13 protein-coding genes are annotated in these 14,428 nt (G+C 71.7%); 5 read left to right on the forward strand and 8 right to left on the reverse strand.

Going from position 1 to position 14,428, the window contains the following annotated elements; all coding sequences use genetic code 11:
• Nucleotides 1-79: 79 nt before the first annotated feature.
• From AB0Q96_RS18755 to AB0Q96_RS18770, 4 genes are all read right to left on the reverse strand, one after another.
• Nucleotides 80-997 carry an amino acid ABC transporter permease gene (locus AB0Q96_RS18755; RefSeq protein ID WP_365326744.1) on the reverse strand — a complete coding sequence of 306 codons (918 nt, stop codon included), beginning with the start codon at nucleotides 995-997 and terminating at the stop codon, nucleotides 80-82.
• A complete protein-coding gene (locus tag AB0Q96_RS18760; RefSeq protein ID WP_365326746.1) occupies nucleotides 994-1,641 on the reverse strand; it encodes an amino acid ABC transporter permease in 648 nt (215 codons plus the stop codon). The genes AB0Q96_RS18755 and AB0Q96_RS18760 overlap by 4 nt, the downstream gene beginning before the upstream one ends.
• 117 nt (nucleotides 1,642-1,758) lie before the next feature.
• Nucleotides 1,759-2,676 carry a glutamate ABC transporter substrate-binding protein gene (locus tag AB0Q96_RS18765; protein WP_365326748.1) on the reverse strand — a complete coding sequence of 306 codons (918 nt, stop codon included), beginning with the start codon at nucleotides 2,674-2,676 and terminating at the stop codon, nucleotides 1,759-1,761.
• Between the two features lie 87 nt (nucleotides 2,677-2,763).
• Nucleotides 2,764-3,549: an amino acid ABC transporter ATP-binding protein gene (locus AB0Q96_RS18770; RefSeq protein WP_365326750.1), complete on the reverse strand. Its 786-nt coding sequence runs from the start codon at nucleotides 3,547-3,549 to the stop codon at nucleotides 2,764-2,766.
• Nucleotides 3,550-3,868: 319 nt separating this feature from the next.
• Here AB0Q96_RS18770 and AB0Q96_RS18775 point away from each other — a divergent pair, with 319 nt between their 5' ends.
• Together AB0Q96_RS18775 and AB0Q96_RS18780 are read left to right on the forward strand one after the other, a co-directional pair.
• Nucleotides 3,869-4,573, forward strand: a complete 705-nt coding sequence (locus AB0Q96_RS18775) for a response regulator transcription factor (protein WP_365326751.1) — start codon at nucleotides 3,869-3,871, stop codon at nucleotides 4,571-4,573.
• An 18-nt stretch (nucleotides 4,574-4,591) separates the two neighbouring features.
• Complete coding sequence (locus AB0Q96_RS18780) at nucleotides 4,592-6,055, forward strand: HAMP domain-containing sensor histidine kinase (protein ID WP_365326753.1); 1,464 nt, start codon at nucleotides 4,592-4,594, stop codon at nucleotides 6,053-6,055.
• Here the strand turns inward: AB0Q96_RS18780 and AB0Q96_RS18785 are convergent.
• The 4 genes from AB0Q96_RS18785 to AB0Q96_RS18800 form a co-directional block, all read right to left on the reverse strand.
• Nucleotides 6,034-7,032 carry a TAXI family TRAP transporter solute-binding subunit gene (locus AB0Q96_RS18785; protein ID WP_365326755.1) on the reverse strand — a complete coding sequence of 333 codons (999 nt, stop codon included), beginning with the start codon at nucleotides 7,030-7,032 and terminating at the stop codon, nucleotides 6,034-6,036. The two genes, AB0Q96_RS18780 and AB0Q96_RS18785, sit on opposite strands and share 22 nt — an antisense overlap.
• Nucleotides 7,033-7,134: 102 nt before the next feature.
• Nucleotides 7,135-8,325 (reverse strand): chromosome condensation regulator RCC1, encoded by a 1,191-nt coding sequence (locus AB0Q96_RS18790; protein WP_365326757.1) that lies wholly within the window; start codon nucleotides 8,323-8,325, stop codon nucleotides 7,135-7,137.
• Between the two features lie 25 nt (nucleotides 8,326-8,350).
• A complete protein-coding gene (locus AB0Q96_RS18795) occupies nucleotides 8,351-9,526 on the reverse strand; it encodes a chromosome condensation regulator RCC1 (protein ID WP_365326759.1) in 1,176 nt (391 codons plus the stop codon).
• Between the two features lie 16 nt (nucleotides 9,527-9,542).
• Nucleotides 9,543-10,775, reverse strand: coding sequence for a sialidase (locus AB0Q96_RS18800; protein WP_365326761.1), 1,233 nt, complete (start codon nucleotides 10,773-10,775; stop codon nucleotides 9,543-9,545).
• Between the two features lie 588 nt (nucleotides 10,776-11,363).
• On the opposite strand from AB0Q96_RS18800, the gene AB0Q96_RS18805 reads away from it, so the two are divergent.
• The 3 genes from AB0Q96_RS18805 to AB0Q96_RS18815 all read left to right on the forward strand — a co-directional run bounded on the left by AB0Q96_RS18805 (nucleotide 11,364) and on the right by AB0Q96_RS18815 (nucleotide 14,426).
• Complete coding sequence (locus AB0Q96_RS18805) at nucleotides 11,364-11,861, forward strand: hypothetical protein (RefSeq protein WP_365326763.1); 498 nt, start codon at nucleotides 11,364-11,366, stop codon at nucleotides 11,859-11,861.
• Between the two features lie 115 nt (nucleotides 11,862-11,976).
• A complete protein-coding gene (locus AB0Q96_RS18810) occupies nucleotides 11,977-12,924 on the forward strand; it encodes a hypothetical protein (protein ID WP_365326765.1) in 948 nt (315 codons plus the stop codon).
• Between the two features lie 92 nt (nucleotides 12,925-13,016).
• Nucleotides 13,017-14,426, forward strand: a complete 1,410-nt coding sequence (locus AB0Q96_RS18815) for a hypothetical protein (RefSeq protein ID WP_365326767.1) — start codon at nucleotides 13,017-13,019, stop codon at nucleotides 14,424-14,426.
• Nucleotides 14,427-14,428 lie beyond the last annotated feature (2 nt).

Here is a 14,428-nt window from a genome sequence, read left to right on the forward strand (position 1 = left end):
TGCAACCCACTGCGGGTGCGCGCGTCAAGTGACAGGGGCAGCGGCGGTCGCCACTGCCCCCGGATGATGTCACATACCGTCAGTTCTTCGTGCCGGCAGGGCCGTCGGCCGGCCCGGTGGTGCCACCGGCGGTCGTCTCCGCCTCCCGGCCGGCCTCGTCGCCCGGCGCCTCGGCGGGGGCGACGGTGATGCCGGTCCTGGCCCGGCGGCCGCGCTTCTCGATCCAGGTGGCGAGCGCGGAGAGCGCCAGACACAGGGCGATGTAGATGATGCCGAAGACCACGATCACGGAGACGTACGGGTACTGCCCGTTGACCAGCGTGTTGGAGGCGATCAGCTGGGCCGAGTAGAGCAGCTCGGGGTAGAGGATCATGTAGCCGAGCGAGGTGTCCTTGAGGGTCACCACCAGCTGGCTGATGATCGTCGGCAGCATCGCCCGGACCGCCTGCGGCAGCAGGACGCTGGTCATCACCTGGGTCTTGCTCATGCCGAGCGCGTACGCCGCCTCGCGCTGTCCGCGCGGCACCGCGTTGACGCCGGCCCGCAGCACCTCGGCCTGGACGCAGCCGTTGTAGATGGACAGGCCGAGCGCCAGCGCCCACATCGAGTAGTCGGTGAGGAAGGCGACCCAGACCGCGTAGATGGTGATCAGCAGCGGCAGCGAGCGGAAGACCTCGATGAAGCCGGTGGCCGCCCAGCGGACCGGCTTGTGGTCGGAGAGCCGGGCGACGGCGAGCAGCACGCCGAGGACGAGCGAGCCGACGGCCGCGAGCCCGAACGCCTTCAAGGTGGCGAGCAGCGCGTCGGCGATGTTCTGCCGGATGCCCGAGTAGTTGAAGATGTCCCACATCTCGGGGGCGAGGTGCCCCTTGTCGCTCAGCCGGATCACGCTCACGGCGAGCAGCGCGAGGATCACGAGGGTGCCGACGACGGCGTAGATCCGGTTGCGGACGCGGGCCTTGGGGCCGGGGGCGTCGAAGAGAACGCTGGCGCTCATCGGGCGACCTCCATGGTGCGCTCAAGGAGACGGAAGAGACCGCTGATGGCGAAGGTGATGACGAGGTAGGCGACGGCGACCCAGAAGAAGACCGGGGCGATCGCGTAGCCCTGCTCGCTCATCAGCGTCTGCCAGCCGAAGAGTTCCGTGACGCTGAAGGCGCCGGCGATGGCGGAGTTCTTGGTCAGGGCGATGAAGATCGAGCTCATCGGGGGCAGCACGGTCCGGGTGGCCTGCGGGAGCACGATCAGCCGCAGCGTCTGCGAGAAGCCCATGCCCAGCGAGCGGGCGGCCTCGGCCTGGCCCAGCGGCACCGTGGAGATGCCGGAGCGGACGGCCTCGCAGACGAACGAGGAGGTGTAGAGGCCCAGCGCGAGCGAGGCGAGCACGAAGGGGCTCATGCCCGGGAAGAGGATCTCCGGGACGACGAAGAAGAAGACCAGGAAGAGCAGGGTCAGCGGGGTGTTGCGCAGCAGCGTCACCCAGGCGGTGCCGAAGAAGCGCAGCGGGGGGACGGGGGAGACCCGGAAGCCCGCGATGACGATGCCGAGGACCAGGGCGATGACCGAGCTGACGGCGGTGATCGACACGGTTCCTATGAATCCGTCGCGGAACTCCGGGAAATGGTCGAGCAGTACGTTCATGAGGACTCCGCGTCGGCAGTCAGCGGCAGGAGGGCAGCGGGCTTACGGGCAGGGGGCGGGGGCGCCCCGCGGCGCGCCGGGGGTCCGGCGCGCACGGGGCGCTCACGCGCGGGCGGGTCAGTAGCGCACGACCGCCGGCGGCTCGGTGTAGGCGGAGCCGGAGAGGCCGAGGGTGGCCTCGTAGATCTTCTTGTAGGTGCCGTCCTTCTCGAACTTCTCCAGGACGTCGTTCACCTTGTCGCGCAGGACCTTGTCGTCCTTGGGCATGCCGATGCCGTAGGGCTCCTCGGTGAACGGCTTGCCGATGACCTTGAGCTTGCCCTTGTTGGCGGCGGCGTAGCCCTTGAGGATCGAGTCGTCGGTGGTGACGGCGTCGACCTGCTTGGTGAGCAGCTGCTGGACGCAGTCGGAGTACTTGCCGAGCTCGACGGTCTCCGCGCCGTACTGCGGCTTCTTGATCTCCTGGAGCGGGGTCGAGCCGGTGATCGAGCAGACCTTCTTGCCCTTCACGCTCTCCGGGCCGGTGATCGTGGTCTCGTCCTTGCGGACCAGGAGGTCGGCGCCGGCCTTGTAGTACGGGCCCGCGAAGCCGACCTGCGCCTTGCGCTTGTCGTTGATCGTGTAGGTGCCGACGTAGTAGTCGACCTGGCCCGTGGAGATCGCCGTCTCGCGCAGCTTGGAGTTGACGGTCTTCCACTCGATCTTGTCGGGGGAGAAGCCGAGCTCGGCCGCGATCATCTTCGCGATCTCGACGTCGAAGCCGGAGCGCTCCTTGGTCGCCTGGTCCTCGAAGCCGAGGTACGGCTGGTCGGCCTTGGAACCGATGATCAGCTTGCCGCGCTCCTTGGCCTTCTTGAAGGTCGGGGAGTTCAGGTCCACACCGCTCGCGACGGCGTACGTGGGGAGCTTGGGGGCGGCGGCGTCGCCGGGCTTGGTGGCGGGCTTGTCGCCGGCCGAGCCCTCCTTGCCGCCACAGGCGGTCGCGGTCAGCGCGAGTACGGCGACGGCCACGGCCGCGGTCTTGCGGAGCTTCATCGTGAACATCCCTCAGGTCGTGGGTAGTTGATCGTCAGTGTGCAGCACGTCGCCCGGGGGCGACCAAGGAGTTGCGGCCGTGCGCCGTCAGTGGTGAAGGATCTTCGAGAGGAAGTCCTTCGCCCGGTCGCTGCGCGGGTTGCTGAAGAACGCCTCGGGGGTGGCCTGTTCGACGATCTTCCCGTCGGCCATGAAGACCACGCGGTTGGCGGCGGAGCGCGCGAAGCCCATCTCGTGGGTGACGACCACCATCGTCATGCCGTCCCTGGCCAGCTGCTGCATGACCTCCAGGACCTCGTTGATCATCTCCGGGTCGAGCGCCGAGGTCGGCTCGTCGAACAGGATGACCTTCGGGTCCATCGCGAGGGCGCGGGCGATCGCCACGCGCTGCTGCTGGCCGCCGGAGAGCTGCGCCGGGTACTTGTCCGCCTGCGCGCCCACGCCGACCCGGTCGAGGAGGGCCCGGGCCTTGGTCTCCGCGGCCTTCTTCTCCGTCTTGCGGACCTTGATCTGACCCAGCATCACGTTCTCGAGCACCGTCTTGTGCGCGAAGAGGTTGAACGACTGGAAGACCATGCCGACATCGGCCCGCAGCCGCGCCAGCTCCCTGCCCTCCTGGGGCAGCGGCTTCCCGTCGATGGCGATGCTGCCGGAGTCGATCGTCTCCAGACGGTTGATGGTGCGGCACAGCGTGGACTTGCCGGACCCGGAAGGCCCGATGACCACCACGACCTCGCCGCGGGCGATGGTCAGGTCGATGTCCTGCAGCACGTGCAGCGCGCCGAAGTGCTTGTTGACCTCGGACAGCACGACCAGGTCGTCCGCGGCCGGTACGGCGTCCTGGGAACCCTTGGTCACTGACACTCCGCTCATCGGCTTCTGGCTCCGTCCTGCTCGGTTGGGGAGGACACTAGAGACCGGGTGTGACGACCGTCATCAGATCTGAGCGAAGTTTGAGCATAACGATCCGGTCGCAAGCGGACACTCTCCGTGCGGGGGGCACTCGGTGGCGTACCGGGTGCATAACGGAAACGCCCCATGAACGGGGGGAAACTTGACTGTGGCCGTGGCCATCGGCGTTCATGCCCTGGTACACAGATAGTCATCGCATGGCGCCGGGACACCCGGAATCAGCTCCCGAGGAGCACCGCGAAGCGACCGGAAACGACCGAAGAGATCACGGAGGAGGGCCATGAGACTGCTGCTCGTCGAGGACGACGACCACGTCGCCGCCGCGCTCTCCGCGATCCTCGCGCGGCACGGCTTCCAGGTCACCCACGCCCGCAACGGCGAGGAGGCGCTCCAGGCGGTCCTGCCCGCCGCCCACGGCGAGCGCCCCTCGTACGGGGTGATCCTGCTCGACCTCGGCCTGCCCGACCAGGACGGCTACCAGGTCTGCGGACGGATCCGGAAGCTCACCGCCACCCCCGTGATCATGGTGACCGCGCGCGCCGACGTGCGGTCCCGGATACACGGCCTCAACCTCGGCGCCGACGACTACGTGGTCAAGCCCTACGACACCGGCGAGCTGCTCGCCCGCATCCACGCGGTCAGCCGGCGCACCACCGGCGGCGAGGAAGGCTCCGGAACGGCCGAGGACAGCACCCTGCGCCTCGGACAGGTCACCATCGAGCTGCCCACCCGCCGGGTCAGCGTCGACGGCGGCGCCGTCGCCCTCACCCGCAAGGAGTTCGACCTGCTCGCCCTGCTCGCCCAGCGGCCCGGCGTGGTCTTCCGCCGCGAGCAGATCATCAGCGAGGTCTGGCGCACCAACTGGGAGGGGACCGGCCGCACCCTGGAGGTGCACGTCGCCTCCCTGCGCTCCAAGCTGCGCATGCCCGCCCTGATCGAGACCGTGCGGGGCGTCGGCTACCGCCTGGTCGCGCCCGCCGCGTAACCCCGGACCCGCCGGCACGTGCGCACCCGACTCCTCCCGCTCCTCATCGTCCTGATGGCCGGCGTCCTGCTGGCCCTCGGCTTCCCGCTGGCCGCGAGCCTCGCCGCCTCCGAACAACAGCGGGTCGTCGTCGACCGGCTGGACGACGGGGCCCGGTTCGCCGCGCTCGCGCAGTTCGTCGGCGAGACCGTCATCGGCCCCGACGAGCGTCGCACCACCCTCAGCGGCGAACTCACCAGCTACCACGACGTCTACGGCATCCGTACCGGCATCTTCTACCGCAACAACCGTGCGATGGCCGCCGCCCCCGAGGACTGGGTCGTACCGTACGACGGGGAGGGCAGGCGCGCGTTCAACGAGGCCCTGCTCGGCCGCCGCAGCCACGACCCGCCGCAGGTCTGGCCCTGGCAGGGCGACGCCCGCCTCACCATCGCCTCCCCGGTCGTACGCGACGGGGACGTCGTCGCCGTCGTCGTCACCGACTCGCCCACCGGGCAGCTGCGCACCCGCATCCTGCACGGCTGGCTGCTGATCTTCGCCGGCGAGGCGGCGGCCATGCTGCTCGCCGTCGGCGCGGCCTTCCGGCTCACCGGCTGGGTCCTCCGGCCGGTCCGGGTCCTCGACGCCGTCACCCACGACATCGCCACCGGGCGCATGAAGTCCCGCGTCGCCGCCGCCGGCGGACCGCCCGAACTGCGCCGTCTGGCCCGCGCCTTCAACGAGATGGCCGACAACGTCGAGGACGTCCTCGAACAGCAGCGGGCCTTCGTCGCCGACGCCTCCCACCAACTGCGCAACCCGCTCGCCGCCCTGCTGCTGCGCATCGAGCTGCTCGCCCTCGAACTACCCGAGGGCAACGAGGAGATCGCCTCGGTACGCACCGAGGGCAAGCGGCTCGCCCAGGTCCTCGACGACCTGCTCGGCCTCGCCCTCGCCGAGCACGCCGACGCCGACCTGCGGCTCACCGACATCGGCGCGCTCACCGCCGAGCGGGTCGCCTCCTGGCGGCCGGTCGCCGACGAGAAGGGCGTGGCGATCGTCGCGGACACCGCCCCGATCACCGCCTGGTCGGACCCGGTCGCCCTGTCCAGTGCCCTGGACGCGGTGATCGACAACGCGCTCAAGTTCACCCCGCCCGGCGAGGACGTCACCGTGGGCGTCGCGCTCAGCCCCGGTGGGCGGACCGTCGCCGTGGAGATCGCCGACCACGGGCCCGGCCTCACCGACGAGGAGCTGGAACGGGTCGGCGACCGCTTCTGGCGCTCGAACCTGCACCAGAACGTCCAGGGCTCGGGCCTCGGTCTCTCCATCGCCCGGGTCCTCCTCGCGGCCGGCGACGGCGCCCTCGCCTTCACCCGCAACGAGCCCCACGGCCTCCGGGTGACCGTCACCGTCCCCCGCAACGAGCCGCGCCGACAGGCGACCCGGAGCCAGCTCGCCCGGGTCCCGGACCCGCGCGGTCAGGGCTTCACGGAGCGGTAGTACCGCCGGGCGCCCTCGTGCAGGGTGAGCGGCTCCGTGTAGATCGCGGTCCGCAGGTCGACCAGCTGCGCCGGGTGCACCTGGCCGCCGATCCGGTCCCGGCTCCCGATCACGGTCCGGGTGAAGCCCTCCACCAGGTCCGGGTCGGCGGCGTCCGTGGTGACCAGGATGTTCGCCACCGCCAGGGTGTCCACCGGGTTGCCGTCCTGGGCCAGGCCGTAGGCGTCGGCCGGGATCACCGCCGAGCGGTAGTAACGGGTGGACTCGCCCACGTCGTGCAGGCTCTCCACCAGCGTCGCGTCGAGCGGCACCAGCCGGACCGGGGTGCGCTCCGACAGCTCCTGCACGGCCTGGGTGGGCAGTCCGCCCGACCAGAAGAACGCGTCCAGCTGCTTCCGCTCCAGGCGGCCGGGCATGGTGTCGATGCCGGCCGAGACCGGACGGATGTCGACGTCCGGGGTGAGCCCGGCGGCCGCCAGCACCCGGTCGGCGATCAGCCGCACGCCCGAGCCCGGCTGCCCGACCCCGACCCGCAGCCCGCGCAGATCGGCCACCGACTGCACGGCCGAGCCCTTCGGCACGACCAGCTGGACGTAGTCGTCGTAGAGCCGGGCGCAGCCGCGCAGCCGCTCGAAGCCGGGCTTGCGGTCCCGCTGGTACTGGGCCACGGCGTCCGCCGTGGCGATGGTGAAGTCCGCCTCGCCGGACGCGAGCCGCGCGAGGTTCTGCTGGGAGCCCTCGCTGTCCTTCAGGGTTATCGAGACATCCGGCAGATCGCGGCCGAGCGCGTGCCGGAGCAGCTCCCCGTACTTCTGGTAGACGCCCGTGGGCACCCCCGTACTGAAGGTGACCCGCCCGCTCGGCGTCTTCGCGCCGAACGGAACCAGCCACCACGCCAGGACGCCCACCAGCACCAGGAGCGCCGCCGAGACCTGGAGGACACGGCGGCGGGCGGTACGGGTGAGCGCGGGGAGCATGGCGCGATCCTGCCAGCTCGCTCCCCGTCCTGGCCAGGGCGGTCCCGGCCGGGACGGGGGAGGGGCGTCCGGCCGGTACGGCGAGGTACCGGCCGGTGCCGCTCAGTAGGCGAAGCCGGACTTGCCGGTCATCGTCGTCGTGACGTGCGTGATCTGGCTGCCCGGCGGCAGCGCGCTCGTCGTCGCCGTCCCGGCCGTCGCGGTGGTGCTGCCGTCGCCGAGCTGGCCGACGTCGTTCGTGCCCCAGCCGATCACCGAGCCGTCGTCGAGCGCGGCGAGGGTGAAGTTGAGACCGCCGGCGATGTCCTGGACGCCCTTGAGCTGGTCCAGGACGACCGGGGTGGTGCGGTTGGCGTTCGTGCCGTCGCCGAGCTGCCGGTCGGTGTTCTTGCCCCAGGCGGCCACGCTCCCGTCGTCGAGGATCGCGAAGGCGGTCGCGTTGGTGGCGAAGACCGAGGCCACCGAGTCGAGGTACGCCACGTCCACCGCCTTGTTGCTGTCGACGACCGTGTCGTTGCCGAGCTGGCCCTCGGTGCCCTTGCCCCAGGCCTTCACCGTGTTGTCGGCGGTCAGCGCGAGGACGTACTCGCAGCCGACGGCGATGGCCTCGACGTTCTCGACGTTCGGGACCTTCTGCGGGGTCTCGCGGGTGGTGTTGTTCTCCGTGCCGAGGCGTCCGTTGTCGCCCTTGCCCCAGGTCCAGACGGTGCCGTCCTGGCGCAGCGCCACGCTGAAGTCGCAGCCCGCCGCGACGTCCTTCACCTTGTCCAGGCTCTGCACGGGGATCGGGGTCTTGTACGGGTTGGTCGTGTCCTGCCCGGTGCCCAGCTGCTTGGAGGCGTTGCTGCCCCAGGCGAGCACCCGGCCGCCCTTCACGGCGAGGACGTGGTTGAGCCCGGCCGAGACCGCGCTGATGCCCGAGAGCCCGGTGACGGTGCCGGGGAAGCTCTGCGCGGTCGTGGTGCCGTTGCCGAGCTGGCCGGTGGTGTTGGAGCCCCAGGACTTCACGGTGCCGTCCTTGAGGAGGGCGACGGCGAAGGCGTTGGCGGCAGCGGCGGCACCGCCACCGCCGCCCGACGCCTTGCGGACGTCGTCACGGGCGATGCCGGTGACCGCGGCGGGGGTCTGCTGGGTGAGCACGGACCCGTTGCCGAGCTGCCCCTGCCCGTTCTCGCCCCAGCCGCGGACCCAGGGGTCGGTGCCGGCGGCGGAGGCGGAGGCGGGGAGGGCGGTGAGGGGGAGGGCCACCAGGGACAGGGCGGCGAGGAGGGTGAGACGCAGGGGTGGGGTCATCTGCGTGCCTTTCGCTTGATGGGGGTCAGTAGGCGTAGCTCGTCCGCCAGGGGATGGAGGCGGGTACGCGGGTGGTGCCGCTGCCCGGGGGCAGGGCGGTGACCGGGGTCGGCGAGGCCGTGGTCGTACCGTCGCCGAGCTGTCCGGAGGAGTTGTCGCCCCAGGCGACGACGGACTGGTCGTCGAGGAGGGCCACGCTGTACTGGTAGCCCGGGGACAGGGCCTGGACGCCGGTGAGGCCGGGGACGGGCACGGGCGTGGTGCGTTGGACGGTGGTGCCGTCGCCGAGCTGGCCGCTCCCGTTCCAGCCCCAGGCCCGGAGGCTGCCGTCGGCCAGCACGGCGAAGCTGTGGTACCAGCCCGCGTAGACCGCTGTGACCCCGTCCAGGAACTTCACGTCGACGGGCGAGGAGCTCTGCACGACGCTGTCGTTGCCCAGCTGCCCGTTGACGTTGTAGCCCCAGGACGTGACGGTGCCGTCGGCCCTGAGGGCCACGGAGTGGTGGCAGCCGGCGGACACGGCGACGACGTCCGTGAGGCCCGGCACCCGCTTCGGGGTGTTCTGGTGGGCGAGGGTCCCGAGGCCCAGCTGGCCGTAGGTGTTCTCGCCCCAGGACCAGACCGTGCCGTCGTCGCGCAGGGCGAGGGTGTAACCGCAGCCCAGCGCGATGTCCGTCACCCCGCGCAGACTCTGGCTGAGGACGGGGCGCGAGGTCGCGGCGTCCGTCGTCACGCCGTTGCCGAGCTGGCCGAGGTTGTTCTGGCCCCAGGCCCATACCCGCCCGCCGCGGACGGCGGCGGCGAAACCGTTCCCGGCCGCGACCGTCGAGACTCCCGAGAGCCCGGCGACGGTCACGGGCACGGGCCGGTCGGTGGTGGTGCCGTCGCCCAGCTGGCCGTTCCCGTTGCCGCCCCAGGACTCGACGGTGCCGTCCTCCAGGAGGGCGACGGCGAACGCCCGGTTCGCGGCGCTGCCACCGTTGCCCGCCAGCTCGCGCACGTCGTCGCGCCTGAGACCCCGCACGGAGGACGGCGTCTGCTGGTCGAGGGTGGTGCCGTTGCCCAGCTGGCCGGTGTTGCTCAGCCCCCAGGCCCGTACCCAGGGATCACCGGGCTCGGCGCGCGCCGGGGTGCCGAGGGCGATGAGGGCGCCGAGGGCGGTCAGGGCGACGCCTGCCCGTACGAGAGTGCGGTACGTCATCACGTACGCACCCCGCTCAGTAGGCGTACGTCGTGTTGCCGCCCAGCGACACGGCGATGTCCTTCACCTTCGAGCCCTCGTCGAGGATCTTCACCGACTCGAAGCGGGACACGGTCGTGCCGTTGCCGAGCTGGCCCTCGCTGTTGTTGCCCCAGGCGAAGACCTCGTCCGCCGTCACCGCGACGCCGTGCCGCGCCCCGGCCGCGAGGTGCTGGACGCCCTCCAGGCGCGGGATCTCCACGGGGGCCGTGCGGTTGGTGCGCGAGACGTTGTCGCCGAAGGCCTCGTCGCCTTCGAGGAGTTGGCCGTACTGGTTGTTGCCCCAGCCCCAGACGTGGCTGTCGCTGGTCTTGACGTAGTTGTGGAAGGCGCCCGCCTCGATCTCGGAGACGCCCTCCAGCCAGTCGACGTCGACCGGGACGGTGGAGGACTTGGTGCTGGAGTTGCCCAGCTGTCCGTAGAGGTTGTAGCCCCAGGACTTCACGGTATCGTCGGCGGTCAGCGCGAGCGCGTGGTAGCAGCCCGCGTCGATGGACACGATGTTCTCCAGGCCCGTCACCTGCCGGGGGACGGAGCTGGTGGCGCGGCCGCCGTTGCCGAGCTGGCCGTGGATCCCGCGGCCCCACGCGTACACCTTGCCGTTCTCCAGGAGCGCGAGGCTGAAGTCGCAGCCGGCCGAGATCTGCTTGACCTTCGGCATGCCCTGGACCCGGTCGGGGACGGTGCGGCTGTCGCCGGTGCGGTTGTTGCCGAGCTGGCCGTAGGAGTTGTCGCCCCAGGAGTAGACCTGGCCGTTGGTGTCGAGGGCCAGGGCGTGCCGCCCGCCGGCCGCGATGTCCTTGACGCTGGTCAGGCGCGGGACGGTGGTCGGCACGGTCTGGTTGTCGTTGCCTCCGTTGCCCAGCTGGCCCGAGGAGTTGTGCCCCCAGGACTTCACCGTCTTGTCGGTGCGGGCGAGCACGAACGAGTCGGCCGAGGAGGTGCCGCCCGCCGACATCTGGTCGACGTCGCCGCGGAACAGACTGGCGACCGAGGTGGGCGACAGGCTGTCGGACAGGGTGCCGTTGCCGAGCTGCCCGGTGCGGCCGGCGCCCCAGCTCAGCACGGTCGGATTGCCCTCGTTGGCGGCGGACGCGGGCGCCAGGGCCGGAACGGCGGCGAGCGCGGCGAGGACGGTCAGGCCGAGCAGGGCGTGCCGGAGGCGGCGCCCCGAGCGGGCTGACCGGGCTGATCGGGGTGATCGGGACATGGGTCTGCTCTCCTTCGTGGGGGACGTACGGGGGAGCTGACGGCCGCGGGCATGGCGCGCCCAGGGCCGGTCGGACGGCCGGGACGGGCCGTCGGACACAGCTGAAGCCTCGCCGACCGTGATCATGGGCGCGACCGGGGCACGGGGAAACACCCGACTGCCGGACACCCGTTCGGGGCCGTGGTCCCGGCGCCGATGTCACCGGTTCGGGGCGGAGTACGCGAGGCCGGTTCGGCCGGCGGTGGCCGACGGCCGATCGGCGGCGCCCGGGAGAGTGAGACACCGCGCCCGGAGCGGCCGGGCCCCCTCTCCGGCCGCCCCGGAATTCCATCCGGACGAGTGTGCGGACCGCTCCGCCGGAGGGTCCCGGAGCCGCCGCCGGGCAGGCCGTCCGGCGGTCCTCGCCCGCGCTCCGCCGAAGCGGTGAGCAGGGCGCGGGGCCCCGCCGCACCGTGTGTCCTGCGGCCGCGCCGACGCGGGTCCGGCTAGCGTCGAACTGCGCTTGGCGATCTTGATGGCAGTCCCTGCCGCGACCCCTGCGCTGTTCCCGTGACCATCAATTCACCTCCGTCACCAGGGAGTTGTGTCATGCCCTCCGTGCTTCCCGTACGGCGTGCCCTCGGCGCCGTCGTCCTCGCCTCGGCCCTCGCACTGGCCGCCGCGCCGACCGCCCTCGCGGCACCGCCCGCCCCCCGTGCCGACGAGTGCGCGCCCGACGACCAGGCGTGCAAGGACCAGCAGGCCAACGCCCAGGAGGCGAAGGAGATCGAGGAGCAGCAGACGAAGACCAAGGAATCCGCCGCCAAGGCCGACAAGGACATCGCGAAGGTCGGCAAGGACCTGGAGAAGTGCAAGCCCGGCTCCGAAGCCTGCATGGACGAACTGGCCAAGGGCAACGGCGAGAAGAAGGGGCTGGAGGACATGACCGCCACGGTCGACGGCTTCCGGCCCGACCCGAAGGACAACGCCCAGTCCGCCGTCACCACCACCTGCGCCGACTTCCCGGCCTCGCTGCCGGCGGGCTCCACCGACCCGGGACAGTCCCCGTTCCCGGTCTCCCAGCTGTGCTCGCTGCTCGGCTCCTGACCCCCCTCCAGGCCGCCGCCGTCACCACCACCTGCGCCGACTTCCCGGCCTTCCCCGTACCCCGCCTTCCCCGTCCCGCCCCTTCCCCGTACCACCCGTCCCGAAGGGATGTCCCATGCCCTCGCGCCGTCCCGCGCTGTTCCTCCTCCCCGCCCTGGCCCTCGGCCTCGCCGTGCCCCTCGCGCCGCCCGCGCTCGCGGACGAGGGGCCCGGCGAGCCGCCCGTCGCGCAGGCCGTCACCGCCGACGGACGCCCGGCGAAGATTGCCGACGTCCTCAGGTACTGCGACACCAAGGCCGACGCCTGCCGCTTCGTCATCGACCCCAAACAGGGCCGCGAGTTCGCGACCGCCGTCCGGTCCCTCGGCAACTCGGTCGTCAACTGCACCGAGAGCGACATGAGCGTCGACCGTGCGGTCACGCTGCGCACGTCCAGCACCGACAACATCGGCGGCGAGATCTCCGGCAAGATCACCGCCGAGGGCACCGTCACCGCGTCCGGCGAGGTCACGACCAACCTCACCAACGACATCACCAGCGAGAACAAGACGCCCAACCTCAAGGACGGGCCGACCTCCACCAACGGCACCAAGACCAGCGTCGCCGCCGGCGGCAAGGTCGCCGGCTCCCTCAGCGCCAAACTCGCCTTCGAGGCCGCGTTCAAGGCCACGTACTCCAAGTCGTGGACCGTCGAGAACACCGAGGTGACCACCTACCGGACCACCGTGAAGCCCTACGACATGCTGGTCTTCGGGGCGAGCGCCGCCATGCGCCGGGTCGTCGGCACCCTCGTCGCCAACTCGGGCTCCCAGGTCTCCGGGATCGCCGTGGACAGCCCCTCCATGGTCAACTCCAGCAGCTTCGTCGCCCAGACCTACGCCGCCCCCGCCAACCTGTGCGGCCGCACGCGCCCCACCGGCCAGACGGCCGGCGGCAACAACCCGCAGCCGGGCCCGCCGCCGTCCCCGCGCGCGCTGCCCGGCCGCGACGCGAGCGACGCCCTCGACGCCCGCGCGGTACCCAAGCGGGTCGAGGTCCTGCGCCCCGTCCACAGCGCTTCCTGAGCGGCGCGACCGCCGTTCCCGGCTCGACCGCCGTCCCTCCCGTCTCCCGTCCCGCCCCTGGCACGCACCACCCCCACGAGGAGTCCGTCCCCATGTCTCCCTCTCCCGCCCACCCTTCCGCGGTCGCGGTCCGCGCCCTCGCGGCCGCCGGCCTCCTGCTCCCGGCCGCCCTCGCCCACCCCTCCGCGGCCGCCGAAGCCCCCGCTCCCCAGACCGTCACCGTCCTCAACGGCGACTTCGCCGACCCCGTCATGAAGGGCGACGGCCCCACCACCGTCGGCCTCGACTCCTGGGACGGCCGGAACCAGCGCTACTCCCCGTCCGCGTCGGGCCGCACCGACGACGCCCACGGCGTCGCCCTGGAGAAGCAGGGCAACTCCCTCTCGCAGCGTCTGCGCGGGGTCCGGGCCGGAGCCGAGGTGACGGTCAGCTACGAGGACAGCCCGGCGGTCTCGAAGGAGTGCAACGGCCCGGACGTCGTCGACGGGCAGCCCTACACTGTCGAGGGCTCCGGCGGCGCCGCCCGGGCGGTGACCACCGCCGGCGACCCGGACCGGGTCAAGGGCACACCGGGGCCCGGGCGTTGGTCCAAGCGCGTCTACACCTTCGTGGCCGGCGAGAACGAGCCCCTGCTCACCTTCGCCTCCAAGGTCACCGACACCAAGACCCACGTCACCTGCACCCCGATGATCGCCCGCGTCCGCGCCGTCGAGGTGCCGGTCCCGCTCGACAGGACCGTCGACAAGACCGCGCTCGGCACGGCGGAGGCGTACAAGGGCAACGAGCGCCAGACGACGCTGCACAACGCGGCCGCCGCCTGCAACGGCGACAACGCCTGCGTCTTCCGGCCCGACATGCGGATGTCCTTCCGCTACTACGACCGCGCCCGGGTGGTGGGCGAGGCCTTCGTCAACTGCACCCGCAACACCCTCGACCACAGCCGGGTCGTCTCCTTCTCGGAGCGCGCCTACGACAGCGTCTCCCAGACGTACGCCGCCGCCGGCCTGCCCCTCAACGACGTGGCCAAGCTGCCCACGTCCGGCGACCGGACGGAGGACGAGAAGCGGATCAAGGAGCGGCCGATGGCGGGCCAGTTCTCGCTCGCCTACGAGAAGGGCTGGCAGCGTGCCTGGCAGTGGTTCGGCGGCGAGCAGCGCAACGTCGTCGAGCGCATCCAGCCGGGCGAGGTCAGCTGGATCGAGCTCCAGCCCAGCCGGGAGCGCGTCGAGGGCTGGTTCCTCAGCAAGAAGGACGACTACCGGCTGCACGCCGTCATCGACGGGCCCTCGCGCGGAGTGCCCGACCGGCTGCTCCAGCGCACCGGACCGATGGCCGAGGCGGAGAAGCAGCGCTGTGCCGCGGCCCGGCCCATGACCACCACCCCCGTCGACGCCGGGGCGGCCGCCTACTCCTCCGACAAGGGCCTCCTGAAGGTGCCCGCGTCCGCCGCCTCCGCCGCGACCCGGTCGGTACGGGCGGTCCGCACGGTCCCGCTCGGCTGACC

Source organism: Streptomyces sp. NPDC093111 (assembly GCF_040683955.1).
Taxonomy (GTDB): Bacteria; Actinomycetota; Actinomycetes; order Streptomycetales; family Streptomycetaceae; genus Streptomyces.

Coding starts and splice junctions, on each gene's coding strand:
- AB0Q96_RS18755 (WP_365326744.1), bottom strand. CDS start 997: ATGAGCGCCAGCGTTCTCTTCGACGCCCCCGGCCCCAAGGCCCGCGTC.
- AB0Q96_RS18760 (WP_365326746.1), bottom strand. CDS start 1,641: ATGAACGTACTGCTCGACCATTTCCCGGAGTTCCGCGACGGATTCATA.
- AB0Q96_RS18765 (WP_365326748.1), bottom strand. CDS start 2,676: ATGAAGCTCCGCAAGACCGCGGCCGTGGCCGTCGCCGTACTCGCGCTG.
- AB0Q96_RS18770 (WP_365326750.1), bottom strand. CDS start 3,549: ATGAGCGGAGTGTCAGTGACCAAGGGTTCCCAGGACGCCGTACCGGCC.
- AB0Q96_RS18775 (WP_365326751.1), top strand. CDS start 3,869: ATGAGACTGCTGCTCGTCGAGGACGACGACCACGTCGCCGCCGCGCTC.
- AB0Q96_RS18785 (WP_365326755.1), bottom strand. CDS start 7,032: ATGCTCCCCGCGCTCACCCGTACCGCCCGCCGCCGTGTCCTCCAGGTC.
- AB0Q96_RS18790 (WP_365326757.1), bottom strand. CDS start 8,325: ATGACCCCACCCCTGCGTCTCACCCTCCTCGCCGCCCTGTCCCTGGTG.
- AB0Q96_RS18795 (WP_365326759.1), bottom strand. CDS start 9,526: ATGACGTACCGCACTCTCGTACGGGCAGGCGTCGCCCTGACCGCCCTC.
- AB0Q96_RS18800 (WP_365326761.1), bottom strand. CDS start 10,775: ATGTCCCGATCACCCCGATCAGCCCGGTCAGCCCGCTCGGGGCGCCGC.
- AB0Q96_RS18805 (WP_365326763.1), top strand. CDS start 11,364: ATGCCCTCCGTGCTTCCCGTACGGCGTGCCCTCGGCGCCGTCGTCCTC.
- AB0Q96_RS18810 (WP_365326765.1), top strand. CDS start 11,977: ATGCCCTCGCGCCGTCCCGCGCTGTTCCTCCTCCCCGCCCTGGCCCTC.
- AB0Q96_RS18815 (WP_365326767.1), top strand. CDS start 13,017: ATGTCTCCCTCTCCCGCCCACCCTTCCGCGGTCGCGGTCCGCGCCCTC.